The organism is Pannonibacter anstelovis (assembly GCF_036881715.1).
Taxonomy (GTDB): domain Bacteria; phylum Pseudomonadota; class Alphaproteobacteria; order Rhizobiales; family Stappiaceae; genus Pannonibacter; species Pannonibacter anstelovis.
Window position 1 is genome coordinate 168,621 of the sequence record NZ_JBAKBF010000005.1, and the last position, 25,976, is coordinate 194,596.

Annotated in this window: 24 protein-coding genes; 9 read left to right on the forward strand and 15 right to left on the reverse strand. The window is 63.4% G+C overall.

The genetic code is table 11. From position 1 onward, the window contains the following. The first annotated feature begins 6 nt into the window (after window positions 1-6). From V6L75_RS10120 to V6L75_RS10130, 3 genes are all read left to right on the forward strand, one after another. On the forward strand, window positions 7-1,005 hold the full coding sequence (locus V6L75_RS10120) for an acyl-CoA dehydrogenase family protein (RefSeq protein ID WP_334251392.1): 999 nt from the start codon (window positions 7-9) through the stop codon (window positions 1,003-1,005). Then, window positions 1,002-1,451 (forward strand): PaaI family thioesterase, encoded by a 450-nt coding sequence (locus V6L75_RS10125; protein WP_334251393.1) that lies wholly within the window; start codon window positions 1,002-1,004, stop codon window positions 1,449-1,451. Before V6L75_RS10120 ends, V6L75_RS10125 begins: the two co-directional genes overlap by 4 nt. A 114-nt stretch (window positions 1,452-1,565) precedes the next feature. Beyond that, a complete protein-coding gene (locus V6L75_RS10130) occupies window positions 1,566-3,071 on the forward strand; it encodes a class I adenylate-forming enzyme family protein (RefSeq protein ID WP_334251394.1) in 1,506 nt (501 codons plus the stop codon). 66 nt (window positions 3,072-3,137) lie between these two features. Here V6L75_RS10130 and V6L75_RS10135 read toward each other — a convergent pair whose 3' ends face one another. From V6L75_RS10135 to kdpF, 6 genes are read right to left on the reverse strand one after another with little or no spacing between them, the layout of a single operon-like run. Beyond that, window positions 3,138-3,839, reverse strand: coding sequence for a response regulator (locus V6L75_RS10135; protein ID WP_334251395.1), 702 nt, complete (start codon window positions 3,837-3,839; stop codon window positions 3,138-3,140). Next, window positions 3,836-6,517 (reverse strand): sensor histidine kinase KdpD, encoded by a 2,682-nt coding sequence (locus V6L75_RS10140; protein ID WP_334251396.1) that lies wholly within the window; start codon window positions 6,515-6,517, stop codon window positions 3,836-3,838. The genes V6L75_RS10135 and V6L75_RS10140 overlap by 4 nt, the downstream gene beginning before the upstream one ends. Window positions 6,518-6,522: 5 nt before the next feature. Then, on the reverse strand, window positions 6,523-7,092 hold the full coding sequence (kdpC, locus tag V6L75_RS10145; protein WP_334251397.1) for a potassium-transporting ATPase subunit KdpC: 570 nt from the start codon (window positions 7,090-7,092) through the stop codon (window positions 6,523-6,525). A 4-nt stretch (window positions 7,093-7,096) separates the two neighbouring features. Continuing rightward, entirely contained in the window at window positions 7,097-9,160 is a 2,064-nt protein-coding gene (gene kdpB / locus V6L75_RS10150; RefSeq protein ID WP_425498742.1) for a potassium-transporting ATPase subunit KdpB, read from the reverse strand. 13 nt (window positions 9,161-9,173) lie between these two features. Continuing rightward, window positions 9,174-10,883: a potassium-transporting ATPase subunit KdpA gene (kdpA, locus tag V6L75_RS10155; protein ID WP_334251398.1), complete on the reverse strand. Its 1,710-nt coding sequence runs from the start codon at window positions 10,881-10,883 to the stop codon at window positions 9,174-9,176. A 19-nt stretch (window positions 10,884-10,902) separates the two neighbouring features. Beyond that, complete coding sequence (gene kdpF / locus V6L75_RS21080) at window positions 10,903-10,989, reverse strand: K(+)-transporting ATPase subunit F (RefSeq protein WP_425498748.1); 87 nt, start codon at window positions 10,987-10,989, stop codon at window positions 10,903-10,905. Window positions 10,990-11,322: 333 nt separating this feature from the next. Here kdpF and V6L75_RS10160 point away from each other — a divergent pair, with 333 nt between their 5' ends. After that, on the forward strand, window positions 11,323-11,853 hold the full coding sequence (locus V6L75_RS10160) for a CreA family protein (RefSeq protein ID WP_334251399.1): 531 nt from the start codon (window positions 11,323-11,325) through the stop codon (window positions 11,851-11,853). Between the two features lie 21 nt (window positions 11,854-11,874). Here the strand turns inward: V6L75_RS10160 and V6L75_RS10165 are convergent, their stop codons facing one another. Together V6L75_RS10165 and V6L75_RS10170 are read right to left on the reverse strand one after the other, a co-directional pair. After that, window positions 11,875-12,225, reverse strand: coding sequence for an ArsR/SmtB family transcription factor (locus V6L75_RS10165; protein WP_334251400.1), 351 nt, complete (start codon window positions 12,223-12,225; stop codon window positions 11,875-11,877). 93 nt (window positions 12,226-12,318) lie between these two features. Further along, the gene (locus tag V6L75_RS10170) at window positions 12,319-12,507 is read right to left on the reverse strand and encodes a sugar transporter (RefSeq protein ID WP_334251401.1); all 189 of its coding nucleotides are present in this window, start codon (window positions 12,505-12,507) and stop codon (window positions 12,319-12,321) included. A gap of 360 nt (window positions 12,508-12,867) precedes the next feature. Here V6L75_RS10170 and cysS point away from each other — a divergent pair, with 360 nt between their 5' ends. From cysS to cimA, 4 genes are all read left to right on the forward strand, one after another. Continuing rightward, window positions 12,868-14,283, forward strand: a complete 1,416-nt coding sequence (gene cysS / locus V6L75_RS10175; RefSeq protein ID WP_334251402.1) for a cysteine--tRNA ligase — start codon at window positions 12,868-12,870, stop codon at window positions 14,281-14,283. A gap of 295 nt (window positions 14,284-14,578) precedes the next feature. Then, a complete protein-coding gene (locus tag V6L75_RS10180) occupies window positions 14,579-15,070 on the forward strand; it encodes a GFA family protein (protein ID WP_334251403.1) in 492 nt (163 codons plus the stop codon). A gap of 4 nt (window positions 15,071-15,074) precedes the next feature. Continuing rightward, window positions 15,075-16,037 (forward strand): prolyl aminopeptidase, encoded by a 963-nt coding sequence (gene pip, locus V6L75_RS10185; protein WP_334251404.1) that lies wholly within the window; start codon window positions 15,075-15,077, stop codon window positions 16,035-16,037. Between the two features lie 38 nt (window positions 16,038-16,075). After that, window positions 16,076-17,668 carry a citramalate synthase gene (gene cimA, locus V6L75_RS10190; RefSeq protein WP_334251405.1) on the forward strand — a complete coding sequence of 531 codons (1,593 nt, stop codon included), beginning with the start codon at window positions 16,076-16,078 and terminating at the stop codon, window positions 17,666-17,668. 56 nt (window positions 17,669-17,724) lie between these two features. Here cimA and V6L75_RS10195 read toward each other — a convergent pair whose 3' ends face one another. Together V6L75_RS10195 and V6L75_RS10200 are read right to left on the reverse strand one after the other, a co-directional pair. Continuing rightward, entirely contained in the window at window positions 17,725-18,969 is a 1,245-nt protein-coding gene (locus V6L75_RS10195) for a diguanylate cyclase (protein WP_334251406.1), read from the reverse strand. Window positions 18,970-19,196: 227 nt separating this feature from the next. Then, window positions 19,197-19,802, reverse strand: coding sequence for an LOG family protein (locus V6L75_RS10200; protein WP_334251407.1), 606 nt, complete (start codon window positions 19,800-19,802; stop codon window positions 19,197-19,199). A 242-nt stretch (window positions 19,803-20,044) separates the two neighbouring features. Here V6L75_RS10200 and V6L75_RS10205 point away from each other — a divergent pair, with 242 nt between their 5' ends. Then, complete coding sequence (locus tag V6L75_RS10205) at window positions 20,045-21,526, forward strand: LysM peptidoglycan-binding domain-containing protein (RefSeq protein WP_334251408.1); 1,482 nt, start codon at window positions 20,045-20,047, stop codon at window positions 21,524-21,526. Between the two features lie 223 nt (window positions 21,527-21,749). On the opposite strand, the gene V6L75_RS10210 is transcribed toward V6L75_RS10205, so the two are convergent. The 5 genes from V6L75_RS10210 to pcaD form a co-directional block, all read right to left on the reverse strand. Beyond that, the gene (locus tag V6L75_RS10210; RefSeq protein ID WP_334251409.1) at window positions 21,750-23,090 is read right to left on the reverse strand and encodes a 3-carboxy-cis,cis-muconate cycloisomerase; all 1,341 of its coding nucleotides are present in this window, start codon (window positions 23,088-23,090) and stop codon (window positions 21,750-21,752) included. A 215-nt stretch (window positions 23,091-23,305) separates the two neighbouring features. Then, on the reverse strand, window positions 23,306-23,932 hold the full coding sequence (gene pcaG, locus V6L75_RS10215) for a protocatechuate 3,4-dioxygenase subunit alpha (protein ID WP_334251410.1): 627 nt from the start codon (window positions 23,930-23,932) through the stop codon (window positions 23,306-23,308). 3 nt (window positions 23,933-23,935) lie between these two features. Beyond that, on the reverse strand, window positions 23,936-24,688 hold the full coding sequence (pcaH, locus tag V6L75_RS10220; protein WP_334251411.1) for a protocatechuate 3,4-dioxygenase subunit beta: 753 nt from the start codon (window positions 24,686-24,688) through the stop codon (window positions 23,936-23,938). Further along, entirely contained in the window at window positions 24,685-25,131 is a 447-nt protein-coding gene (pcaC, locus tag V6L75_RS10225; RefSeq protein ID WP_019962627.1) for a 4-carboxymuconolactone decarboxylase, read from the reverse strand. Before pcaC ends, pcaH begins: the two co-directional genes overlap by 4 nt. After that, on the reverse strand, window positions 25,124-25,912 hold the full coding sequence (gene pcaD, locus V6L75_RS10230) for a 3-oxoadipate enol-lactonase (RefSeq protein ID WP_334251412.1): 789 nt from the start codon (window positions 25,910-25,912) through the stop codon (window positions 25,124-25,126). Before pcaD ends, pcaC begins: the two co-directional genes overlap by 8 nt. Window positions 25,913-25,976: the final 64 nt, after the last annotated feature.

The window sequence follows — 25,976 nt, forward strand, 5'->3', positions numbered from 1 at the left end:
GCTGTCATGAATTTCGAATTTACCGAAGAACAGACAATGCTTGGCGAAAGCCTTGCCCGCACGCTTCAGCGCGGCAGTGATCTGGACGCGTTGCTGGAGCTTGGCGTCGGGACTGCCCTTCTGCGGGAGGAGCACGGCGGATTTGGCGGGCTTGGCCCCGATATTCTGCAGGTCTTTTCCACGCTTGGCCGCGCCGCTGCCGTGACGCCCTTTCTGGACAGTCTGGTTCTGGGGGCTGGCATTCTTGCGGAGGCTGGCGAGACGGAGCTTGCCAGGGCTGCGGCCTCCGGCGAAATCCGGCTTGCGGTGGCGCTTGATGAGCCCGGCACCCGCTACGACGGCACGGTGAAAACCTCAGTGCAGGATGGCAAGCTGAGCGGCGAAAAATCGCTGGTTACCGGAGCTGATGCGGCGACACATTTCATCGTCAGCGCGGTGGATGGGCTTTACCTGATCGAGGCCCTGGCGGACGGTGTTTCCTTACGCGCATACCCGCTGATGGACGGCGGTAGGGGTGCCGAGATCAGCTTCGCGGCCACTCCGGCCCGCCGGATCGGAGGTCTTGAGCTTCTGGCCCGCCCTCAGGCTGCGGCGATCCTGGCTGTGTGTGCCGATGCACTGGGTGTGATGGAGCGCACGGTGGATCTGACGATCGACTACCTCAAGACCCGCAAGCAGTTCGGCCGGCCGATTGGTTCCTTCCAGGCGCTGCAGCACCGCTTTGCCGATTTGATCACCGAAGTGGAGCAGGCCCGTTCTGCAGTCTGGAATCTGGCCGGGCATCTCGACACTGCAGACCGGGACCGGCAGGTGGCTGCCACCAAGGTTCTGGTTGGCAAGGTGGCGCGGCTGGTTGCCGAGGAGGCGGTGCAGCTTCACGGCGGCATCGGCATGACCGAAGAGTATGAACTTGCCTCTCTGGTGCGCCGCCTGCTGGCCGCAGATGCCCGCTTTGGTGACAGTGACGCCCATCTGGAGCGCTTCATCGCGCTGTCTGCCGCATGACGCTGCCTGACGAAAGCTCCCGGCTGATCACGGAGGAAACCGGCAGCCAGCGGCTGATCGGTTATACGCTGGAGGTTGGCCATCCCGATGGAGGTGGCCGCTGCCGGCTGATCGTGGATGAGCGGCATGTAAACCGCCAGAACATCCTGCATGGCGGCATCGCAACGCTGCTCCTCGACAATGCCTGTGCTGTGTCGGCCAGTCTGACCGTGGACGATACCGGCCGTCAGCCTTTCACGACCCTGTCGCTCAACGTGAATTTCCTTGCCGCCGGGCACAGGGGCGGCGTCACGGCCATTGGCCGGGTCACTGGCGGTGGACGGAAGATCATCTTCGCCAGCGCCGAACTGTTCCATGACAATGGCACGCTCATCGCAACCGCTTCAGGGGTATTCAAGCGTGCGCCCGCGCCCCCCGCCGGAAGCGGTGAAGCGGCCAGTGCCTGACAGCGTTCCGGGCGGGAGGAGGACACCGCCCGGAGCAAATGACATCACCTAGATCCAGCACAAGGGACGCAGCCGGCCTGCCAGAATGGCCGTCGCTGGTCCGGGAGGAACTCCATGTCTTTCAGCCGTATCCATCAGCCGCTTGACGTCCATCTCGCTGCCCGGCCCGAGGCAACCGCCTTCCGTGACTTCGATGGGAGCCGCATCTCCTACCGCGCGCTCAGCGAAGCGGTGGATGCCATGGTTGCCGAACTGGCCGGTCTTGGGCTTCAGGCAGGCGACAGGCTGCTCATTCTGGCTGAAAACTGCGCGGCACTGGTCGGCCTCGTCATGGCTGCTTCAAGGCTCAATGCGATTGCCGTACCTGTGAATGCCCGCATGACAAGTCACGAACTGCAGCGCATCGCGCCGCATGCGGACCCGAGGCTGACCGTCTATCTCTCCAACGTGTCGCCTGATGCAGCCGCTCATGCTGCGGAGGCGGGCGCGCGGTCCTGGCAGACCGCTCTTGGCGCACTTGAAATTTCCGGTCCTTTCCCGGACGCCGTCCCCGAGCCTGTCCGTCCCGGCCGGGAAGCGGTGGCGGTGATCCTCTACACCACCGGCACGACAGGCACGCCCAAGGGCGTCATGCTCACTCATTCCAATCTGCTGTTCGGCGGTGAAACCTCCGTGCGCATGCGCAAGATTGTGAGCGAAGACCTGATCCTCGGCGTTCTGCCCATGACCCATGTTTTCGGCCTGACGTCGATGATGATCGCAAGCGTCGTCGCAGGTGCCAGCCTCTGGCTCTTCCCGCGCTTCAACGCTGCTACCGTGCTTGAGGCGCTGACGTCTGGTGTGACGGTGATGCCGGCGGTGCCGCAGATTCATGCGCTGGTCATGGCGGAGGCGGACAAGCAGGGCCTGGCGCAATTGCCCACGAAGACCTTGCGTTACGTTTCCTCCGGTGCCGCGCCGCTTGATCCTGACTGGAAGCGCCGGGCGGAGCAATTCTACGGCTGCGCCCTGCAGAATGGCTATGGAATGACCGAAACGACGGCGGGTGTGACCCTGACCGTCAATCCGCGTGGTGTGGCCGATGTCAGCGTCGGCCCCGCGCTGCCCGGCGTGGAATTGAAACTGCGCAATCCGGGCAGCGACGGGGTGGGCGAAATCCTGACACGCGGTCCGCATGTGATGCCCGGCTATTTCCGCAACCCGGCTGAAACAGCTGCCGTTTTTGATGAAGAGGGTTTTCTGTGCACCGGCGATCTGGGCCGCATTGATGGCGACGGCAATCTCCACATTGCCGGGCGTGCCCGCGAGCTGATCATCCGGGGCGGCTTCAACGTCTATCCGCCGGAAGTGGAGAGCGCGCTGAACGATCATCCGGGCGTGCTGCAATGCGCTGTTGTTGGCCGCACGGTGAGTGGCGGCAATGAGGAGGTTCTTGCCTTCTGTCAGGTCCGCGATGCTGCGGCGCTGACCGAGAAGGAACTGCACGACCACGCCGCCAGCCGTCTCTCGCCCTACAAGGTTCCCTCCCGCATCATCATCACCAACACGCTGCCTGCCGCACCGACGGGCAAGATCCTGAAGAACAAGCTGATTGAAACCTTCAGGCAGGATCTCGACTGAGGAGGAGGGGCCCGGCGGAGGACGGGAAAACTGCTTCTGCGCCCGCAAGAAAAAGCCGCACGCTTCTCATTCTCCGGTCATCAGCCGGTAGCCGACGCCGGGTTCCGTGCGCAGGATGGCGGGGGCGGCCGGGTCGCGCTCGATCTTCTGGCGTAACTGGCCGATGAAGACGCGCAGATACTGCAGGTCATCCCCGTGTGCCGGACCCCAGACGGAGGTCAGCAGGATGCGATGGGTGACGACGCGCCCGGCATGGCGTGAGAGCAGGGCGAGCAGATCGTATTCCTTGGGTGTCAGCCGGATCTCGCTGCCATCACGAGAGACAGTGCGGCGGATGGTATCGATCACAAGTCCATCCGTCTCCAGCACCTGCGGCAAGGCTTCGGCCTGTCCGTGGTGGCGCAGGGCCGTGCGGATGCGGGCAGTCAGCTCGCCGATGCCGAAGGGCTTTTCGATGTAGTCGTCGGCGCCCAGATCCAGCGCGGCGATCTTCTCGCTCTCCCGGTCGCGGGCGGAGAGGATAAGGATCGGCAGGGTGCTCCAGCCGCGCAGGCTGGCGATCACGTCCTTGCCGTCCATGTCCGGCAGGCCGAGATCAAGGATAACAAGATCAGGCGCGGCGGTTGCCACCGCCTTCAACGCCTCGCCGCCGGTTGCCGCTTCCACCACGTCATAGCCCGCTGCCGTTAGCGCAGGCTTGAGGAACCGCTGGATTTGCGGCTCATCGTCAACGACAAGGATGCGTGCGCCGGAGGACTGTCCTGTCATTCTGGCAATTTTCCTTCCTGTGCGGTGCCAGCGGGAAAGCGCATGACCAGCCGTGTGCCCTTGCGCCGGATGGCCGGGCTCTCGGCATGAATGCGCCCGCCCATGGCTTCCACGAAACCGCGTGCGATGGCAAGGCCAAGCCCGGTGCCGGGCGCCCTCCCATCCGCCTTGCCGCGCCGGTAGAATTTCTCGAACACCCGTTCCAGATCCTCCGGCGGGATACCCTTGCCCAGATCTGTGACGGAAATGAGCACGTCCTCCCCGTCCTGCCTTGCATAAACGTTGACCGGCTCCTGTCCGCCATACTTGATGGCGTTGTCCAGCAGGTTGAACAGCACCTGACCCAGCAGCACGCTGTCGCCGCGGATCAGTGGCAGGCCGGGCGCAATGCCGGTGTCAATCGCCCGGCCGGGGAAGTAGCGCCTTGCCCGCTCGACGGAGGACTGGATCACGTCCGTCACATCCAGCCATTCCTGCCGTGGCTCGAGGCTGCCCGCCTCGATCCTCGTCATGTCCAGCAGGTTGGCGACGAAGCGGCTCATGCGGCTGCTTTCCTCCTCGATGGATTGCAGCAGGTCATCCTGACTTTCCGGGCTCATGCGCCGGCCAAGCTGGCGCAGGCTGGTGACAGAGCCAGTGATCGTTGCCAGAGGTGTCCGAAGGTCATGCGAGATGGAAGACAGCAGCGCATCGCGGTAGCGCTCGCTCTCCTGCCGTGCGGTCTGGGCGGCGCTGGCTTCCGACAGGCGGGCCCGGTCGATGGCGATGGCTGTCTGGTCGAGAATGGCCGACAGCGCCCGTTCCTCATTGATGCCAATGCGCTCAACCGTCTGCTCCACACCGCAGACGCCAACAGGCCCGTGAGGGCTGAGCAGGGGGCGGAACTCGAAGCGGCAGTTGGGCAGCGTGCCTGTGCCGTGCCCGGCGCGCTCCTCCTTGTCCAGCGACCAGCGGGCAGCTGTCAGAGCGGTCACGTCCAGTTCCGTATCCGGCGGCCAGGCCCCGGCGATACGCAGGTCACCGTTCTCCGGCACCAGCATGACGATGTTGCGCTTCAGGCTGGCCTGCAACTGCGAGACAGAGGCCCAGATCACATCCTCGGCCTTTTCCGTACCAGACAGCTTGCGCGAGAAATCATAGAGCGCCTGAAGCGCAGTCGCGCGCTTGCGCGCCGTTTCCGCCTGTTCGCGGATGCGCGAGGCAAAGCCTCCCGCGATCACGGCCACGCAAAAGAATACGAAGAACGAGAATACTTCGTGCGGCGCAGCGATGGTGAAGGTGTGGCGCGGATTGATGAAGAAGAAATTGTAGCAGAGCGCCGAAAATATCACCGCCAGCAAGGCAGCCGTATAGCCTGAGGTGACGGCTGCTCCCAGAACCGCCAGCAGGAACAGCAGCGAGATGTTGGGCAGGTGCACGAAGAGATCGATCACCTGGCCGAAGGCCGTGACGCCTGCTGCAAACAGCAGGGCGGTTGCCGCTGCATGCGGCAGGTCCTTCCAGGAGAAGCGGGGACGCCAGGCGATGGGGCGCGGCGCTTCCTTGCGTTCGGGGGTTACCAGATGCAGGCCAATGCCGGAGGCGCGGCGCGAGAGCGCTTCGGGCAGGGAGAGCGAGAAAAAGCGCCGCCAGCCGTGGTTCTTGCGCGCGCCGATGACGATCTGCGTGGCATGCTCCCGCCTTGCAAGGCGCAGGATTTCCTCCACGAAATCCGTGCCGATGATGCGCCGGGTTTCTGCGCCCAGCTGCTCGGCCAGATGCAGGAGATGCTCGATGCGGGCGAGATCCGGTCTGGTCTCTGCTTCCCGGTCGGCACGCTCCACTGAAACGGCCATCCACGGTGCGTTAAGGCCTGAGGCGAGGCGGCTGGCCACCCGGACGACTTTCTCCGAAAGGTCATCCGGCCCCACGCAAACGATCAGCCTCTCGCTCGTCGCCCAGGGCCCTTCGATGGCATGCTGCTTGAGAAAATCGACCATCTGGTCATCGACGCGGCCAGCCGTCCGCCGCAAGGCCAGCTCGCGCAGCGCGGTGAGGTTGCCAACCCGGAAGAACCGTTCGGTCGCCCGGCGGGCATTGTCCGGCAGGTAGACCTTGCCCTCTTGCAGACGCTCGATCAGCTCGGCAGGCGTCAGATCCACAAGGATCACCTCGTCCGCTCGTTTCAGCACCACATCCGGTACACGCTCGCGCACAGTTACGCCGGTGATCTGGGTCACCAGGTCGGCCAGGCTTTCCAGATGCTGGATGTTGAGTGCGGTCCATACATCAATGTCGGCGCCGGTCAGTTCCTCGATGTCCTGATAGCGCTTCGGGTGGCGGCTGCCTTCCGGGTTGGAATGGGCCAGTTCATCGACGATCAGAATGCGCGGCCGGAGCGCAAGGGCGCCGTCCAGATCAAAGGCCTCCAGCATACGCCCGCGGTGCAGCACCCGCTTGCGCGGCAGGACATTCAGCCCGTCCAGCAAGGCAGCGGTTTCGCTGCGCCCATGGGTTTCGACGACCCCAACGGCGACTTCGATGCCATCGGCCTTGAGGCGTTGCGCGCGGCTCAGCATGGCGAAGGTCTTGCCGACGCCTGGGGCTGCCCCGAGGAAGACCGTCAGCTTGCCGCGCCGGTCCTTGTCCGCAAGGGCAAGCAGGGCATCCGGATCGGGCCTGCGGTCTTCCTCGGCCATGCGGCTCACTCCTTGAGGCTGTCGAGCGCCAGATTAAGCGCCAGCACGTTTACACGAGGTTCCCCGAAGACGCCAAGCAACGGCTCTTCCGTGTGATCGCGCAGCAGGGTTCTGACCTTCGCCTCGGCAAGGCCGCGTGCCTGAGCAATGCGCGGCACCTGTGCCTGCGCGAAAGCGGGAGAGATATGCGGGTCAAGGCCGGAGCCCGAGGCCATAAGAGCGTCTGCGGGCAGGGGCGCACTCAAGCCGCTTGCGGTCAGCCTTGCCGCCTCTGCCTCCACCCGCGCCTTGAGGGCGGCGGATGTGGTGCCGAGGTTCGAGCCGGACGAGGCGCCTGCGTTGTAAGGCGTGTCCGGAGTTGCGGAAGGACGGGACCAGAAGTGGCGCGGATCGCTGAAGGCCTGACCGATGTAGAGCGAGCCTGCGGGCTTCCCGTCCCGCTCGATCAAGCTGCCGTTGGCTGCTCCCGGCATCAGAACCTGCGCGGCTCCGGTGATGGCGAGCGGATAGACCAGTCCGGTCAGGACGGTCATGGCGAGAGTGAGCACGATGGCGGGTCTGAGATGGTTCAGCATGGGGTTACACCAGATTGAGGGCGCTGACGGCCATGTCGATCAGCTTGATGCCTGCGAAAGGCAGGATCAGGCCGCCAAGGCCATAGATGGCAAGGTTCCGCCGCAGCAGGGAGGCCGCGCCTGCCGGACGGTAGGCAACGCCCTTCAGCGCCAGCGGGATCAGTGCCACGATGATCAGTGCGTTGAAGATCACCGCCGACAGGATGGCCGAACGCGGCGAGGCCAGACCCATGATGTTGAGGCTGCCAAGCGCCGGATAGGCGGCGATGAACAGCGCCGGGATGATTGCGAAGTATTTGGCCACATCATTGGCAATGGAGAAGGTGGTCAGCGAGCCGCGTGTCATGAGCAGCTGTTTGCCGATCTCCACGATTTCGATGAGCTTGGTGGGGCTGGAGTCCAGATCCACCATGTTGGCAGCTTCGCGGGCCGCCTGAGTGCCGGTCTGCATGGCAACACCCACGTCTGCCTGCGCAAGGGCAGGGGCATCGTTGGTGCCATCGCCGCACATGGCGATCAGGCGGCCGCCCTGCTGCTCGCGGCGGATATAGGCGAGCTTGTCTTCGGGCGTGGCGCTGGCCAGAAAGTCATCGACGCCGGCTTCCGAGGCGATTGCAGCGGCTGTGACCGGATTGTCGCCGGTGACCATGACCGTGCGGATGCCCATGGCGCGCAGGGCGGCAAACCGCTCCTTGATGCCAGGCTTGACCACGTCCTTGAGGTGGATAACGCCGAGCAGCCGCTTGCCATCAGCCACCGCCAGCGGGGTGCCGCCGCTGCGGGCGATCAGGTCTACGGCGCGGGAAAACTCTGCCGGAGCCGTTGCTGCCGTGAGGCGTGCGAAGGCCAGCACCGCATCCACCGCCCCCTTGCGCAGGCGGCGCTCTCCCATGTCCACGCCGGACAGGCGCGTCTCGGCGGAGAAAGCGATGACGGCATCAGGCGTTACCTGCGGCAGGGCGATGCCGAAGTCACCTGTGGCGAGGGCAACGATGGAGCGGCCTTCCGGCGTTTCATCGGAAAGGCTGGCGAGCAACGCCGCTTCCGCCAGTTCTGGAATGCTGACGCCGGGCGCAGCGGCAAAATCGCTGGCCATACGGTTGCCGAAGGTGATCGTGCCAGTCTTGTCGAGCAGCAGCGTATCCACGTCGCCTGCGGCCTCAACTGCACGGCCCGAGGTGGCAATGACGTTGAAGCGCACCAGCCGGTCCATGCCTGCAATGCCGATGGCTGACAGCAGCCCGCCGATGGTGGTGGGGATCAGCGTTACCAGCAGGGCCGCCAGCACGGTGACGGAAATGACCGCGCCGGAATAGGCAGCAAGGCCCCAGATGGCGGTGCAGACGAAAAGGAAGATCAGCGTCAGGCCCGACAGCAGGATCGACAGGGCGATCTCGTTCGGCGTCTTCTGGCGCTGGGCGCCTTCAATGAGGGCGATCATCCGGTCCACGAAGCTGGAGCCGGGCGCCACGGTTATGCGCACACGGATCTCGTCGGACAGCACCTCGGTGCCGCCCGTCACCGCCGAGCGGTCGCCGCCCGATTCACGGATGACAGGGGCTGATTCACCGGTGATGGCACTTTCGTTGACCGTGGCAACGCCCTCGATCACCTCGCCATCGCCCGGGATCAGCTCCCCGGCTGCCACCAGCACCTCGTCACCTACGGAGAGGCTGGCGGCGGGGATGCTTTCCGTACTGCCGTCCGGCAGGAGGCGGCGGGCGGTGAGTTCGGACTTGGTGCGCTTCAGGCTGTCTGCCTGCGCCCGCCCGCGTCCTTCGGCCACGGCTTCGGCGAAGGTGGCGAAAAGCACCGTGAACCAGAGCCATGCGGCAATCTGGCCGGAGAAGACGGTGTCTTCCGCTCCCAGCACCAGATCACGGGCGAACAGCACGGTCACCAGTGCCGCCACCACTTCGGTGACGAAGATGACCGGATTGCGCACCAGCTGGCGCGGGTCCAGCTTCACGACCGCATCACGCAAGGCGGGAAGCAGAATTGCGGGGGAGAGCATGTTCGGGCCGTGAGGCAGCTTCTGCCCCTTGGCATCCCTTGTGTCAGTGGACATGGGAATAACCCTTTCAGAAGGTCTGGCCGGCAAGCATCGCCAGGTGTTCGGCAATGGGACCGAGGGCGAGAGCCGGGAAGAACTGCAGACCGCCGAGAATGAGGATGATGGCGATGAGAAGACCGGTGAACAGCGGCCCATCGGTCGGGAAGGTGCCGGATGAGGCAGGAACTTTGATCTTGGCGGCCAAAGACCCGGCAATCGCCATTACAGGCACGGCATAGGCAAAGCGGCCGAGCAGCATGGAGAGCCCGAGGGTGGTGTTGTACCAGGGCGTGTTGCCAGTGAGCCCGCCAAAGGCCGAGCCGTTGTTGCCCGCAGCCGAGCTATAGGCATAGAGCATCTCCGACAGGCCGTGCGGGCCACCGGTGCCAAGGCTGGCAAGGGCCGTGGGCAGCAAGGCTGAGACGGCCGTAAACCCGAGGATCACCAGCGGCAGGATGAGAACGGCCAGCATGGCGAACTTCATCTCGCGTCCGTCGATCTTCTTGCCCAGAAACTCCGGTGTACGGCCCACCATGAGGCCCGCCACGAAGACCGAGAGCAGGGCAAAGACGAGCATGCCATACAGTCCCGAGCCCACGCCGCCCGGCAGAACCTCGCCAAGCTGCATCAGGAACATCGGCACCAACCCGCCAAGGCCGGTGAATGACCCGTGCATGCCATTGACGCCGCCATTGGAAAGGCCCGTGGTGACGGCGGCATAGAGCGCGGTCATGGCCTGACCGAAGCGCACTTCCTTGCCTTCCATGTTACCGCCCGCCGCATCCGCGCCAAGGGCGGTCAGGATCGGGTTGCCTTGCGTTTCCGCCCAGTAGATCACGGCAACGCCAGCGATCAGCAGCAGCGCCATGGCACTGAGCAGCGCCCAGGCCTGACGGCGGCAGTTTGCCATCACGCCAAAGGCATAGACGAGGGAGGACGACACGCTCAGCATGGCGAACATGTTGAGATAGTTGGAGAAGGCTGTCGGATTTTCGAACGGATGGGCGGCGTTGACGTTGAAGAAGCCACCGCCGTTCGTGCCAAGCTGCTTGATGGCTTCCTGGCTGGCAACGGGCCCGAGCGCAATCACCTGCTGCGCGCCTTCCAGCGTGGTCACCGTGGCCGAGGCGCTCAGCGTCTGCGGCAGGCCCATGGCAACGAATGCAAGGGCCACAAGGATGGCCAGTGGCAGCAGGATGTAAAGCACCGCCCGTGTCATGTCGGCCCAGAAGTTGCCGAGGGTGCTGGCCTTGGAGCGGGCGAAGGCGCGGGTGAAGGCGACGGCCAGCGCCATGCCGGTGGCGGCAGACAGGAAGTTCTGCACCGTCAGTCCGGCCATCTGGCTGAAGTGGCTCAGCGTAGTCTCACCACCATAGTTCTGCCAGTTGGTGTTGGTGACGAAGGAGGCTGCCGTGTTGAAGGCAAGGTCCGATGTCATGCCGGGAAAGCCCTGCGGATTGAACGGCAGCAGGTGCTGCAGCCTCAGGATCGCATAGAGGGCGAGGAAGCCCGTCAGCGAAAAGGTGAGCATGGCAAGCGTGTAGCTGAGCCAGCCCTGTTCGCGCTGCGGATCTATGCCCGCAGCCTTGTAGAAGCCGCTCTCGATGGGACCGAGAACAGGTGAAAGCCATGTGCGCTTGCCTGAAAAGACATGCGCCATGTAAAGCCCGAGGGGCTTGATGATGGCGAGAACGGCCAGAAAGAACAGGCCGATCTGCAGCCAGCCGGAAAGGGTCATGGGTGCGCTCCGTAGAGGATCAGAACCGCTCGGGCCGCAGCAGCGTAACCACGAGATAGATGCCGAGGCCGCAAACCACGGCGAGGCCGGACAAAAGCTGGAACATGGCTTGTGTCCTCACAGCCGGTCGAGGGCGCGGGCATAGAGCGCAAGCACGCCAAGACAGCCGCAACCGAGGGTCAGAAAGATGATGTCGGACATATGCCGGTCTCCTGTTGTGACCGGCACAAAATCGCCGCAAACGGCATCAGGGTTCGATTGGGAAGTCAGCCGGGGTGCATAAGGAAAACATAAAGGCCGGCTTCCTTGTGGAACCTGGCCTGGCTGGCGGCACACCCTGTGCGGCTATGGCTGCAGCTTGCGCCCGCTATGGAAAAGTGCTGGTGGAGCGGCCACATAAAGGGAATGTTGATTTGCGCAAGAGGAAAGGGCTAACGGCATGAGCATCAGACATGGAGGCGTGGCCGCAAAGCTCGCAGGTGGCATTCTGGCTTTTCTGCTGGCAGCGGGAGCCGCCGGGGCGGCGGAGGAGCCGGATCTCATATTCAAGAAATCCACCGTCTGGAAGTTCCTTACGCCCGACCACAAGCTTGCCACCTATGCCATTGACGACCCGGTGGTGGAGGGCGTCGCCTGTCATTTTACAGTCCCGGAAAAGGGCGGCATTGATGGCTGGCTCGGTATCGCCGAGGAGGTGTCGGACATCTCGCTCGCCTGCCGTCAGGTGGGGCCTGTCAGCTTCAAGGCGCGTTTCGAGCAGGGCGAGGAGATGTTCCGCCAGCGCCGCTCATTCCTGTTCAAGAAGATGCGGATCGTGCGCGGCTGCGACACCAAGCGCAATGTGCTGGTCTATCTCGTCTACTCTGACAAGCTGGTGGAGGGCAGTCCGAAAAATTCCACCTCGACCGTTCCCATCATGCCATGGGGTAGTGGTGAAGCGCCGCGCTGCGCTGATTTTCTGGATGAATGACAGGCAGAAGCCTGCACTGGCTTACAGTGCGGGCTCTTCCTCGTCCTCGGTCTGGGGGGCTTCCTGAGGCTTTGCATCGGGCGAGCAGAAGTGCGCGTAAAGCACCGCCATGACATCGCGTGCCGCATCACTCGCCAGCCGGTAATAGATCGTCGTGCCTTCCCGCCGGGTACGCACGAGGCCTTGCGCGCGCAGCAGGCTGAGCTGCTGTGACACAGTGGGCATGCGCATGCCTGTCTGCTCGGCCAGTTCCCCGACCTTGCATTCACGGTCTGCCATCATGCACAGCAGCATCAGCCTCGGCGTCGAGGCGATGGTCTTGAGAAACTGTGTGGCCGCTTCGGCCTTTTCTTCCAGAGCCTTGGTTTCCATGGGCGCAAGATGGCACCTCGACCCGATTGTTTCAAGCCGCGCCATCAAACTGTCTTCAGGCTTGCTGTGCCGGATTGCGACTTGCCCGCACGATCAGCCCCGGAACATGGCCGGCAGAAGGATGTGGCCGGCGCCGCAGCTGACGCCCGTGGTCATGCACATGCTCTTCTGTGCAGAAACCCCGAAAGGCATCGGCTTGCTGGAGGCAAGGGCTGCAAGGCCCGCGAAGGGGGAGGCGATGATGGCGAGAACGAAGCAGACCGAGACAAGACGTGCAAACATGACAGGCCCCATTTTCATCATGCCCGGCCGCTGCGGCGGGCTGTGTTCAACTCATGGCGCTACTGTGGCAGGGGCGCGCTGAACCGGGTCTGAGGGGCAAATTCAGCTGGCGTTCAGCTTCGTGAACAGGTGTTTGGAACCTTGATGATCCGTGGGCTGCCGCTTGCGTGGCGCGGCAGATGAATGCTTGACCGGAAACGGGAAACCGGTCACAACAGAGCCATGAATACGGCCAGCCGGACCCTCATTCCGATCACCATTATTTGCAGCTAGCACTTCTGCTGGCTGTGGCCGTTCCCTCCTTGCGCCAATTCCAAAGAGACGGACGCCCCCGGCCAGCAGGCCAGGAGACGACTTGTCATGACCAAAGCCAGCCCGGACGCCCCGGTTCTGCGCCTGACCAATACGCTCACCCGGACGAAGGATGTCTTCCATCCGATCGATCCGCAGAACGTGCGCATGTATGTGTGCGGACCGACGGTCTATGACTTTGCCCATATCGGCAATGCCCGGCCCGTCATTGTCTTTGACGTGCTCTACCGCCTGCTGCGCCATCTCTACGGGGCCGATCACGTCACCTATGTGCGCAACATCACGGACGTGGATGACAAGATCAACGCCCGCGCCCTGCGTGACTTTCCCGGCCTGCCGCTGAACGATGCCATCGCACGGGTGACCTCCACCACGGCGGATCAGTTCCACGCGGACGTGAAGGCGCTCGGTTGCCTTGAGCCCAGCCATGAGCCGCGCGCGACCCAGCATATCGCGGGCATGGTTTCGATGATCGAGACGCTGATTGCCCGCGGTCATGCCTATGTGGCGCAGACGCAAGATGGCGGCGAGGTGCTGTTCGACACGGGCTCCATGGCCGCCTATGGCCAGCTCTCCAAGCGCAATCTGGAGGACCAGAGGGCAGGTGCGCGCATTGCCGTTGACGCCCACAAGAAGAACCCGGGCGACTTCGTGCTGTGGAAGCTGTCTTCCCCGGAAGAGCCGGGCTGGGACAGCCCCTGGGGCCGTGGCCGCCCCGGCTGGCACATCGAATGCTCGGTCATGAGCGCCCATCATCTGGGCGAAGTGTTCGACATCCACGGTGGCGGGCTGGATCTCATCTTCCCGCACCACGAAAACGAAATCGCCCAGTCCTGCTGCGCCCATGGCACCAGCGTGATGGCAAACTTCTGGCTGCACAACGGCTTCGTGCAGGTGGAAGGGCGCAAGATGTCCAAGTCCGAGGGCAACTTCGTCACGATCCACGACCTGCTGCACACGGAAAAATTCGGCGGCAGAAAGTGGCCGGGCGAAGTGCTGCGGCTTGCCATGCTGATGACCCATTACCGCGAGCCGATTGATTTTTCGGTGAAGCGGCTGGAGGAGGCTGAACGGTTGCTGGCGAAGTGGCCCGAGGTTCAGGAGACTGCTGTTGTACCTGCCTCCGAAGTGCTGGCTGCCCTTACGGATGACCTCAACACGGTTGCTGCCGTGCAGGCTTTGCATAGCCTCGCACAGGACGCCGCAAAGGACAGTGCCTTGCTTCCGGTCTACTGGGCCAGTGCTCGTCTGCTCGGGCTCGCGCCTGTTGCCGCCGTGCTGGAGGATGTGGATACGGGACGCATCGAAGCCCTCGTTGCCGATCGTCTCGCCAGCCTGGAAGCCAAAAACTGGGCCGAAGCCGACCGCATCCGCGACGAGCTCTCCGCCATGGGGATCCAGCTCAAGGACGGCAAGGACGCAGCAACGGGCAAGCGTGTGACTACGTGGGAGGTGAAGCGCTGAGGGGCGTTTCGTCCCTCGAGAGTCTGCCCCCCACCCCTAACCCCTCCCCACGAGGGGGAGGGGGGCGGATGGGCGGCGCTTCAGACAGGTCTCCTCACTGCGGGTAGGGAAAAACTTCCTTTGTGTTGAGTTTCCTCCGGTCTGAAAGTGACGTGAAGCAAGGTCTCTCAGCCCCCTCCCTCCGGTGGGGAGGGGTAAGGGGTGGGGGGCTCGGCAGTAGAATGCAAACTGGCCAGTGTTGTGTGTCATGGCTAGGCGCGAGGTATGGCGAGTTGCAACAGGGAGAGACCAAATCATGACCAGTGAACGGTCTGGCGGGTGCCAGTGCGGCGCGGTGCGGTTTCGGGTGTGGGGGCAGCTTGGGCATGCGTCGGTGTGCCATTGCCGCATGTGCCAGAAGGCTTTCGGCGGCTTCTATGCGCCGCTGGTGTCGGTGCGCGAGGCGGATAGCGTGGAGTGGACGCGCGGTGAGCGGGCCATCTTCCGCAGTTCCAATGCGGTCTCCCGCGGCTTTTGTTCTGCCTGCGGCACGCCGCTGACCTATGAGGCGCCGGACGGCATGGCCATTGCCATCGGTGCTTTTGATGATCCGTCCGGGATCGTGCCGATTGTTGCCTATGGTGTGGAAGGCAAGCTGCCCTATGCAGATGCCGTGCCGGGCTTGCCGGAGCGCAAGACGGAGGAGGACTTTGCGGCGCTTGAATTCCTCGCCTCCATCGTCACCTTCCAGCACCCCGATCATGATACGGAAACCTGGCCGCCAGAAGGCGGACTGAGCAAGGAATGACCCGATGACGGAATTGCGCGGCCTTTATCCCGAAATCGAGCCCTATGCCTCCGGCATGCTCGATGTGGGCGATGGTCACACCATCTACTGGGAACGCTCGGGCACGCCGGGCAAAAAGCCTGCGGTGTTCCTGCATGGCGGGCCGGGCGGCGGCATTTCGCCCGCGCACAGGCGGCTGTTTCATCCCGATCACTATGACGTGCTGCTGTTCGACCAGCGCGGCTGCGGCCGTTCCACGCCTCATGCGGAGCTGGAAGCCAACACCACCTGGCATCTGGTGGAGGACATCGAGCGCCTGCGCAAGCTTGCTGGCGTGGACCAGTGGCTTGTCTTCGGCGGCTCCTGGGGTTCGACGCTGGCTCTGGCCTATTCGCAGACCTATCCGGAGCGCGTGAGCGAGCTGGTGCTGCGCGGCATCTACACGCTGACGAAGGCGGAACTGGACTGGTACTACCAGTTCGGCGTCTCCGAAATGTTCCCGGAGAAGTTCGAGCGCTTTCAGGCGCCGGTGCCGGAGGGTGAGCGCCATGCGATGATGGCAGCCTATCAGCGCCTGCTGACCCACCCGGATAAGGGCGTACGGGTGGAGGCGGCCAAGGCCTGGAGCCTGTGGGAGGGCGAGACCATCACCCTGCTGCCCAGCCTCGACAACAGCCAGCATTTTGGTGAGGACGAATTCGCCCATGCCTTCGCCCGCATCGAAAACCACTTCTTCATGCATGGCGGCTGGCTGGAAGAGGGGCAGCTGCTGCGTGATGCGGGCAAGCTGAAGCATATTCCGGGCGTCATCGTGCATGGCCGCTATGACATGCCTTGCCCGGCACGCTATGCCTACGCGCTGCACAAGGCCTGGCCACGGGCAGATTTCCACCTCATCGAAGGGGCCGGGCACGCCTTCAACGAACCGGGTATCCTCGACCGGCTGATCCGCGCCACCGACATGTTTGCAGGCTTGAGCAAAGCCTGAGACTTTAAAAAAAACAGCCAGAAACCGGTATCCAGACAATGACCCGCGAGAAACTCTACCTGTTCGACACCACGCTCCGTGACGGGGCGCAGACCAGCGGCATCGACTTTTCCATCGCGGAAAAGATCGCCATTGCCGAGCTGCTGGAGCGGCTGGGTGTCGATTACATCGAGGGCGGCTATCCGGGTGCAAACCCGACGGATACCGAGTTCTTTTCGGAGAAGCGGACGAAGACCGCCCGCTTCACCGCCTTCGGCATGACCAAGCGGGCAGGGCGTTCCGCCTCCAACGATCCGGGCCTGCAGCTGCTGCTGGAAGCCAAGGCGGATGCGAACTGCTTTGTGGCCAAGTCCTGGGACTACCACGTGGAAGTGGCGCTGGGCTGCACCAACGAGGAAAACCTCGAAAGCATCCGCGATACGGTGCAGGCGGCTGTTGCCGCTGGCCGTGAAGCCATGATCGACTGCGAGCATTTCTTCGATGGTTACAAGGCCAATCCGGATTATGCGCTGGCCTGCGCCCGCACGGCCTACGAAGCGGGCGCGCGCTGGGTGGTGCTGTGCGACACCAACGGCGGCACCCTGCCAGGCGAAGTGAAGGACATCATTGCCCGTGTGAGCCAGGTGGTGCCGGGAAGCCATCTGGGCATCCACGCCCACAATGACACAGGTCAGGCGGTCGCCAATTCGCTGGCGGCGGTGGAGGCTGGCGTGCGCCAGATTCAGGGCACGCTCAACGGCATCGGCGAGCGCTGCGGCAATGCCAATCTGATCAGCCTGATCCCGACGCTGATGCTGAAGGCGCCCTACAAGGATACGGTGGAACTCTCCGTCCGGCCTGAACGGCTGAAGGACATCACGGCCATCTCGCACGCGTTTGACGAGATGCTGAACCGCGCCCCGGACCGGCACGCGCCCTATGTGGGCGAGAGCGCCTTTGCCACCAAGGCCGGCATTCATGCCTCGGCCCTGCTCAAGGACCCGAAGACCTATGAGCATGTGGAGCCGGAAAGCGTCGGCAACAAGCGCAAGGTTCTGGTGTCCGATCAGGCAGGCAAGAGCAACCTGCTGGGTGAGCTGTCTCGGCTTGGCATAGACGTGGACAAGGCCGACCCGAAGCTGGATGCCCTGCTGACGGAAGTGAAGGAGCGCGAGGCCAAGGGCTATGCCTACGAGGCGGCCGATGCCTCCTTCGAGCTGCTGGCCCGTCGCATTCTGGGCAAGGTGCCGCGTTTCTTCGAGGTGAAGTCCTTCCGCGTCATGGTGGAGCGGCGCTTCAATGCGGTGGGCGAGCAGGTCACTATGTCCGAGGCTGTGGTGAAGGTGGATATTGACGGGGAGACCCGTATGTCCGTCTGCGAGGGCAACGGCCCGGTCAACGCGCTGGATGGCGCGCTGCGCAAGGATCTGGGCAAATATCAGTCTGCCATCGAGGGGCTGGAGCTGGTGGACTACAAGGTGCGTATCCTCGATGGCGGCACGGGCGCCATCACGCGCGTGCTGATCGAAAGCCACGACAAGACGACGCATCAGCGCTGGTTTACCATCGGCGTGTCGTCCAACATCGTCGATGCCTCGTTCCAGGCGCTGACGGATTCCATCACTTATGCGCTGTTGAAGTCGGCGGGATAGACACTCTGAACTTCACTCCCTCTGCCTCAGGCGGCAAGGGGAGTGAACGCGCAGGATCAGGAGGCAACCAGCTGGTTGCGGCCGGCGTCCTTCGCCGAGTAGAGCCGGGAATCGGAGGTCCTGATGGCCTCCGACAAGTCATGTCCAGGAATGACAGACAGGCCGATGCTTGCGGCGATGCGGAAGGTCTGCTCACCTGACGAAATGTCGAGGTTCTGCAAGCGGCAGCGGAATGCTTCAACGCGGGTGGTAATCTCTGCTTCGTTTTCTCCGGCGAGGACGGCACAGAACTCGTCCCCCCCCAGCCGCACCGCAAGCCCTTCTTCGCCGGCAAGCCGCAAAAGCTCGTCCGACAGGGCAATCAAAGCCCTGTCTCCGGCCTCGTGGCCGTAGGTGTCGTTGACATGTTTGAACTTGTCCACGTCAACAAGCGCCAGCCAGCGCACCTCGCCACGATTCTGAGCTTCGGAAGCAAGGCGGATGCCCTCACTGAACAGGAAACGGCGATTGTAGAGCCCGGTCAGGGCGTCCCGGAAACTGCGGTCACTGAGATCGGCAAAGCGGTCGATGACGTCCAGGTTCTGGGAAACCCGCAACAGCAGCTCTTCCGGCGGGCAGCTCTTGTGCAGAAAATCACTCGCGCCGTATTTCAGGAAGCGGATGCGGTTCTCCATGTCTTCGGAACCGGAAATGCCGATGACTGCCAGAGACTCCCGGCTGCGCTTGCGCCGGATTGCCTTCAGGAACGAGAAGCCATCCTCATCCGGCATGAAGTAGTCCACGATGACCAGCCGGATTTCCGGAAAGTCCAGCAGATACTGCATGCCCTCTTTGGCGGATTTGGCCACAAACATCTTGTAGCGGTGGCGGGCAATCGTCTCGCTCATGTAGGTCCGCTCGACCACCGCATCATCGATGACCAGCACCCCGATGGACGAGTTACGGCCCAGCCTCTGCACGAGGTCGCCAAGGTAGTCGAGGCTGGAGGGACTGTCCTTGATGATATAGTCGAGCACTCCCTTGTCGCGCATGGCCTTGCGCAGACCGGGTTCGAAGCGGCTTGTAAACACCACAGTGGGAACCTTGTGCGCAATGCACAGGTCTACGATCTGACCGTCCGGAGCATCGGGCAAGGTCAGGTCGACAAGGGCCAGATCAAAGCACTCGCTGCCGCCGAGTAAAGCTTCAGCCTCGGCAAGCGTCCGCGCCACCGTGACCCGGCGCTCTCCGATCTCAGCGAGTTTTTTGAGCGCAGCCTTCTCAAAGAATGCGGCATCCTCGACGAGAAGGATCTTTTGCATTTCTATCCGCCGGCATTGATAAAAGTGAGGTGCAGTGTGACCGGCAAATCCCAAACAAAGGGTTATCCTTAGGCGTCAATTTTTCTCAACTGGCGGCCGGTCTGCTAATGGCAAAGAGGGGAAAGTCAGGAATATCAATAGCTTGGCATGCCGCAATGTGCTTTCCGCATGTGCGGATGGGCCGCATCTGCGGAGGGCACCCTCTCGCAGGCATGCAGATGTCCCCTTCAGAAGTTCTCAAGTCCCGCCGGAGCTTCAAGAGCCTCGCTGACCTGCCTTTGCAGGCAAGCCTTTTCCAGCATCGGAATGATGCTGTCTATGTCTTCGGTGACGAGATAGGGGACGTCCTGCTCTGGCCGGATGAAGGCCTCATTACGCATATGATCTATGAGCTGCAGCAGAGGCGACCAGAAGCTGTTTATATTGGCGAGCAGAACCGGTTTGCGATGCTGCCCCAGCTGGGCCCAGGTCATCATCTCGACGACCTCTTCCAGAGTACCAATGCCGCCGGGCAGGGCGACGAACGCATCGGACTTCTGAAACATCAGTTTCTTTCGCTCGTGCATGTCGCGGGTGACGATGAGATCGTTCACCTCATGCAGCATGACTTCGCGCTGTTCCAGAAACTCCGGGATAATGCCGGTCACCTGCGCCCCGTGGTCGAGCGCTGACTTTGCGACAGCGCCCATGAGGCCAACAGAGCCGCCGCCATAGACCAGAGACAGTCCGGCCTCGCCGATCAAGCGGCCCACGCTGCGGGCGGCGTCCAGATAAACTGTGTCATGGCCGAAGCTTGATCCACAGTAGACACAAATGCTTTTGAGATTCGTCATGGCAAAATGTTTGGCATTGGCGGACAGCCATGGTCAAGCATTGCCTGCGGTAACAAAGTTTGCGCGCATTGTGCAAAACGGCCTTGATGCGGCGAATCTGCTAGATCTTGTGGTGTTCTTCGTGAAACGCTGGGGAACTGTTCAGAAAATGGCTGTCCGGTGCAGCCGGGCATGTGGCAGGGGCGAGTTGTGCGGCTGTTGAAGAGATCTGCTGCACTTCCAAGCAGGGTTTGGGGTCTGAGATGACACGTAAAGGGGTTACCGTCAGTCTGGTCATTGCCGTGATCGTGGGGATCATCGCACTGCTGACAGGCTATCTGAGCCGGAAAGATGCGGGAGCGCCCCGGGAAACGGCGAGTGCGCCGCAAGCCACAAGTCAGACAGCTGCCCCTGCAAGTCCCGCTGACGCCCCGGCGGCAATCCCTCCTGCGCAAGCGGAGAAGCCGGCGCCTGCGGTTGAGCAAGCAGCCACTCCAGCGCCTGCCCCTGAGCCGGAAGCTCCCACCTTTGATGTGGCCGGGATCGAGGCGGATGGCGCAGCCGTGATTGCCGGACGTGCAGCGCCGGGCTCCAAGGTGTCACTGCTGGCCAATGGCGAGATCATCGGGACTGCCACAGCCAATGAGGCAGGGGAATGGTCAATGGTTCTCGACAAACCGCTGGCACCCGGCGACTACGACATGCTGTTGCGCATGGAAACGCCTGACGGGAAGGCTGTCGAGTCGAAGCAGCGGCTTACCGTCTCCCTTCCGGGCAGCGGTAAGGAGCGGCCTCTGATCGTCCTCAACAGTCCGGATGCTCCCTCCAGCGTGCTGCAGCAGCCCGAGGCCATTGAGGTGGCCAGCGCTGAGGCAGAGCCCAGGCAGGATGACGCCGCCAAGCCGGACGCCGCAACCGCGCCAGCCCCGGCGGCAGCACCAGTATCTGAGCCTGCTCCGTCTGCCGCATCTGAAACTCCGGCGCCGGACGCGGGCACGAACGAACCGGCACCGGCACCTGCACCTGCCCCGCAAGCATCAGCTGCACCGGCTCCTGAGGCGGCTCCGTCTGCCGCCACAGAACAGGCCCCAGAACAGGCTCTGGATCAGGCGCCGGAACAGGCCGTTACCGCGACCCCGCCTGCACAGGCTGCAGACACCGCTCCAGCTGCTGATGCTGCGCCTGCGCCCGCTGAAGCCCCGGCGGCAGAGGCCGCGCCCGTCATCGCGCCGGTCACCGTGGAAGCGGTCGAGTCCGAAGATGGCAAGCTCTATGTGGCAGGTACCAGCACGGCGGATGCGCTGCTGCGCATCTATGTAGCGGACGCTCTCGTGGGCGAAACGAAAGCCAATGGGGAAGGCCGCTGGCTGCTGGAGACCACGGCAGACGTGCCGGTTGGTGATGTGGAGGTGCGTGCCGACCATGTGGACCCGGCCACCGGTGCCGTTCTTGCCCGCGCTGCCGTGTCCTTCCGCAAGGCCGAGCCGCAGGAGATCATTCTCAGCAAGGTGGAGGAGGCAAAGCCTGAGGGCGCGGCAGATGCCGAAGCCGCTCCGCAGATGCCGAATGTCATCATCCGCAAGGGCGACAATCTCTGGAACATCTCCCGCCGCCTTTATGGTTCGGGCTTCCGCTACACCACCATCTATCAGGCCAACAAGGACCAGATCCGCAACCCGGACCTGATCTATCCGGGACAGGTGTTCCTGACCCCGGACGCGGCCCCGGAAGGCCCTGCCCAGTAAGTTGCCGATCAATGCCAATGAGTTGCAAGGCGCCAGGGAACCGGCGCCTTGTTGCATTTCAACGTGGCGGAATGCTCTTCCTGACTCTCCGTCTCAACACGCTGACTCAGCGGCACCAGCCACTTGCACCGGCAATATGAATCACCTTCGCCGATCTGGCCGGAAAACCGGATTCAGAATGCCAAGTGCTTGAATCAATGTGTGAAGAAGCCGAATCTATCTCTCAGCTCTCAAGGCCAAGTGCCTGAGCCGACTCAACAATCCGGTCGATCAGCGCCGCCGATTCTCCCATGTGGAGCGCAGGGTCCTTCAGCGCGCTCCAATCCGCAGGAACCGGGGTCATGGCGGCCAGCACATCGAAGAGATGGGTGCCGCTGGACAGGACTGTAGCACAGGCTTTCTTTACCAAATCTTGCGCCTGCGGACGGGGCATGGTGGCGGCGAGCGCGAAGCTGGCGGCCTCTGCCAGCAACAGGCCGTTGCTCGCCTCGATGTTGGCGCGCATGCGGGCGGTGTCGATGACGAGGCTGTCCAGCAGGCTGGCGGCGGTGGTGAGTGCCTTGCCGGTGGCCGCTGCGATCTGCGGCAGGCTCAGCCACTCGATCAGCCAGGCCGCGCCGCTGCGCTCGTACTCGGCGATGGCTGCCTGCTGCAGGGTGCCGAGCTGACCACCGGTGTAACGGGCGAGGGCGATCAGCACCTCTGCGCCCACCGGATTGGCCTTGTTGGGCATGGTGGACGAGCCGCCGCCGCTGCCGGGGCGCAGTTCGCCGATTTCGTTCTGGGAGAGGAGGGCAATGTCCTGCCCGATTTTGCCAAGGCTGCCGGTGACGAGGGCGCACCAGCCTGCGAATTCCATCAGCCCGTCACGGCTCACGTGCCAGGGCACCGGCGAAACCGTGAGGCCAAGCCGCTCCGCCAGCTTTGCCTCCACGGCCAGCCCATGCGGAGCCAGCGCGGCAAGATTGCCCGAAGCCCCGCCCAGCGACAGGCGCAAAAGGCGGGGGCGCAACTGGGTGAGTCGCTCCAGATGGGAAAGGAGCGGCGCCAGCCACACGGCGGCCTTCAGGCCAAAGCTTGTGGGTGTCGCCTGCTGCATGCGGGTGTGAGCCGCCATGGGCGTTGTCCTGTGCGCTTCAGCCATGCGCAGCAGCAGCCGGGAAAGAGCACGCAAACGCGTCTCGTAGATATCCGCCAGCCGCGACAGCCGCAGCACAAGGCCGGTATCGGCAATGTCCTGACTGGTCGCGCCCCAGTGGACGAAGGGAGCATGGTCTGCAGGCACGGCCTTGCGCAGAGCCGCGACCAGTGCAGGCACGGGCACGCCATCCTGCGCGGTGGCCGCCGACAGCGCTGCGGGGTCCAGCGTCAGATGTCTTGCGGCCGCGCTGATCGCCTTCGCCGCCTCCGGCGGAATAAGTCCGCAGTCCCCTTGCGCCAGCGCGAGAGCTGCCTCCACCTCCAGCATGGCCGCAAGGGCGGCAGCATCACTGAACAGAGCCGCCGTTTCACCATCCTGCAGCAGGCCGGAGAGGAGAGGGGAATCGAAGGGGCTGACGGTCATGGCTGTCCCTGTTGCGGCCGGAAATGGCGCTGGCGGCTATTGGTACTGGAACGGCAAGGGCCCGCCAAGGGCGGGCCGGATGCCGGGTGCTGGAGCAACGCAGAAAACGCTGGAGCCGGGCCGGGGTGGCCCGGCCCCATGCACGGTGCCTGATCAGGGTTTGATGGGCTATCTGAATCGCCCCCCGGTCAGGTCCGTATCTTGCCTGCCCGGGATCAGATGTCGAAGAACACCGTCTCGTTTTCGCCCTGGATGTGGATGTCGAAGGTATAAACCACCTCTCCATTCCGCTCTTCGCGCTGGGCGATCAGCGTCTTGCGGCGCACCGGGTGTTCCACCAGATTGATCACCGGGTCCTTGGCATTGGCCTCTTCCTCGTCGGAGAAATAAAGCCGGGTGTTGAGCCCGATGTTGATGCCGCGTGCGACGATCCACAGACTGATGTGCGGGGCCTGCGGGCGCCCGTCACGCCAGCGCACGGAGCCGGGCTTTATGGTTTCGATGACGAAGACGCCGGTGTCGAAATCCGAGCAGCTGCGGCCCCAGCCCCGGAAATCCGGATCAAGCTGGCCTGACCCCTTGTCTTCCGGGTGGTTGTAGCGGCCATCGCTGTTGGCCTGCCAGCTTTCGATCAGCACATCCTTCAGCGGCGTGCTGGAACCGTCAAAGACGCGGCCCTCGATGCGGATGCGTTCACCGCGCGTATTCGGCCCAGCCACCACGTTTGAGAAATTCTTCTCGAAAATGTCGAATCCGGCTGCCTGCGGAGCAAGGCCGATGTGGACATAGGGTCCCGCCGTCTGGCTGGCGGTTTCCTGAAGATAGGGAAGCGGCAGAACCATGGCTCAGTTTCCTTCCAGACGGTTTTCGAAAAGCGTGGAGCGGCGGCCGCGCAGCACGATGTCGAAGCGGTAGGCCCGGTAGTCGAGCGGTGCAGAGGCCTTCATGTCCAGCGGGGCGATCAGCCGCTCGATGGCACCGGCATCCGGGATGGTCTTGACGATCGGGCAGATGCCGATCAGCGGGTCGCCCTCGAAATACATCTGGGTGATTAGGCGCTGCGTGAAGGAATGGCCGAACACCGAGAAGTGAATGTGGGCCGGGCGCCAGCTGTTGATGTAGTTGCGCCAGGGATAGGGGCCCGGCTTGATGGTGCGGAAGAAATAGTAGCCGTTCTCGTCCGTCAGGGTACGGCCGCAGCCGCCGAAGTTCGGGTCGATCGGGGCGAGATAGGTGTCCTTCTTGTGCCGGTAGCGTCCGCCTGCATTCGCCTGCCAGGCTTCCACCAGCACTTCCGGCAGTCCGCGGCCGTTCTCGTCCAGCACGCGGCCATGGACCACGATCCGCTCGCCGATGGGTTCCCCCGTCTTGGCGTAGTTGAGGATCATGTCATTGTCGAGCGGGCCGAGGTCGTTGTGGCTGAAGGCCGGGCCGGTGATCTCGCCCATGCCCTGTTCCAGCGACAGCAGCGCCTTCTGCGGCGAGCGCAGGACCGAGCTCTTGTAGCCCGGCGCATAGGCGGGCGGATGCATGGACAGCTCGCGCTGGTAATAGTCGCCCAGTCCCGGGCTCGGAAAGTTGCTTGGGGTCTCGCTCATGACTGGCCTCCCTGATCCAGATCAGCAGGTTTGCGCATTTCCTCCACTTCGCCCATCCGCCCGTTGGCGGCCAGGGTTTCGCGGGCAATCTTGAAGGCGGTGTTGGCCGCAGGCACCCCGGCGTAGATCGCCACATGCAGCAGGGCCTCGCGGATGTCGCGCGCGCTGGCACCGGTGTTGGCGCTGGCCCGCACGTGCATGGCCAGTTCTTCATGGTGGCCGAGCCCGGCCAGAAGGGCAATGGTGACGAGACTGCGCTCGCGCTTCGTCAGGCTGTCATCGGCCCAGACCGTGCCCCAGGCGCTTTCCACGATCAGCGTCTGGAAATCCTCGTCGAAGGGCGTCTGATTGGCAATGGCCCGGTCCACATGGGCATCGCCCAGAACGGAGCGGCGGGTCTTCATGCCGGTGGCATGGCGTGAGCCGGGGGAACGGTCAGACAAGGGAATGCTCCTCAAGGAAAGTATCAACGGCCGCGCAGAAGGCCTCCGGCGCCTCGACGCAAGGGATATGGCCCACCCCCTCGATCAGGGTAAAACGGGCGCCTTCGATAAGCTCAGCGGTGCCGCGCACCAGATCCGGCGGGGTCGAGCCATCCTCGCTGCCCGCAATCACCAGCACTGGCAGCTTCAGCTTCGCGGTGGAGGCGGTGAGATCAGCACCAGCCAGCGCATGGCAGATACCAATATAGCCCTCCCGTGTGGTGCGGGTCAGCATGGCGCGCCAGCCGGAGAGTTCCTCCGGGCGGCTCTGGCGGAAGGCGGTGGAGAACCAGCGTTCCAGAATGGGTTCGGAGAGTGAGGCAATTCCGCCCGTTTCAATCGCAGCGATGCGCTGGCTCCACATTTCGGCCGTGCCCACCTTGGCCGCTGTGTTGCTCAGCACGGCGGCCCGCACCAGACCGGGGCGCAGGGCTGCCAGCCCTTGTGCCACCAGTCCGCCGACAGACAGGCCCACGACAACGGCAGAGGTGATTCCGAGTGCAGCCAGGAGCTGGTCGAGGTCGGCGACAAGATCATCAATGGAATAGGGGCCATCGGGGTATTCGGACAGGCCGTGGCCGCGCATGTCATAGCGCAGGATCCGGAACTTCCCGGAATAATGCGCCGCCACCCGGTCCCATGAGCGGAAGTCCGTGCCAAGCGAATTGGCGAAAACGAGAACAGGCAAGTGCTGTTCGCCGCTGTCGCTCACATGCAGGCACACCCCGTTTGCGCGGATCATCTGCAACGCAATCTCTCCCTCTTGCCGCATCCCCTTGCGGGGCGCGTTCTCTCCTGCAGCAGAC